General features: G+C 59.0%; 1 rRNA gene. It reads left to right on the forward strand.

The features are described 5' to 3' along the window. A 16S ribosomal RNA gene (locus C457_RS11190) occupies positions 1-266 on the forward strand; the annotation flags it as partial.

Raw genomic sequence — 266 nt, forward strand, 5'->3', positions numbered from 1 at the left:
TACGGGGCGCAGCAGGCGCGAAACCTTTACACTGCACGCAAGTGCGATAAGGGGACCCCAAGTGCGAGGGCATATAGTCCTCGCTTTTCTCGACTGTAAGGCGGTCGAGGAATAAGAGCTGGGCAAGACCGGTGCCAGCCGCCGCGGTAATACCGGCAGCTCAAGTGATGACCGATATTATTGGGCCTAAAGCGTCCGTAGCCGGCCACGAAGGTTCATCGGGAAATCCGCCAGCTCAACTGGCGGGCGTCCGGTGAAAACCACGT

The sequence above is a fragment of the Haloferax prahovense DSM 18310 genome, from assembly GCF_000336815.1.
Lineage (GTDB): Archaea > Halobacteriota > Halobacteria > Halobacteriales > Haloferacaceae > Haloferax > Haloferax prahovense.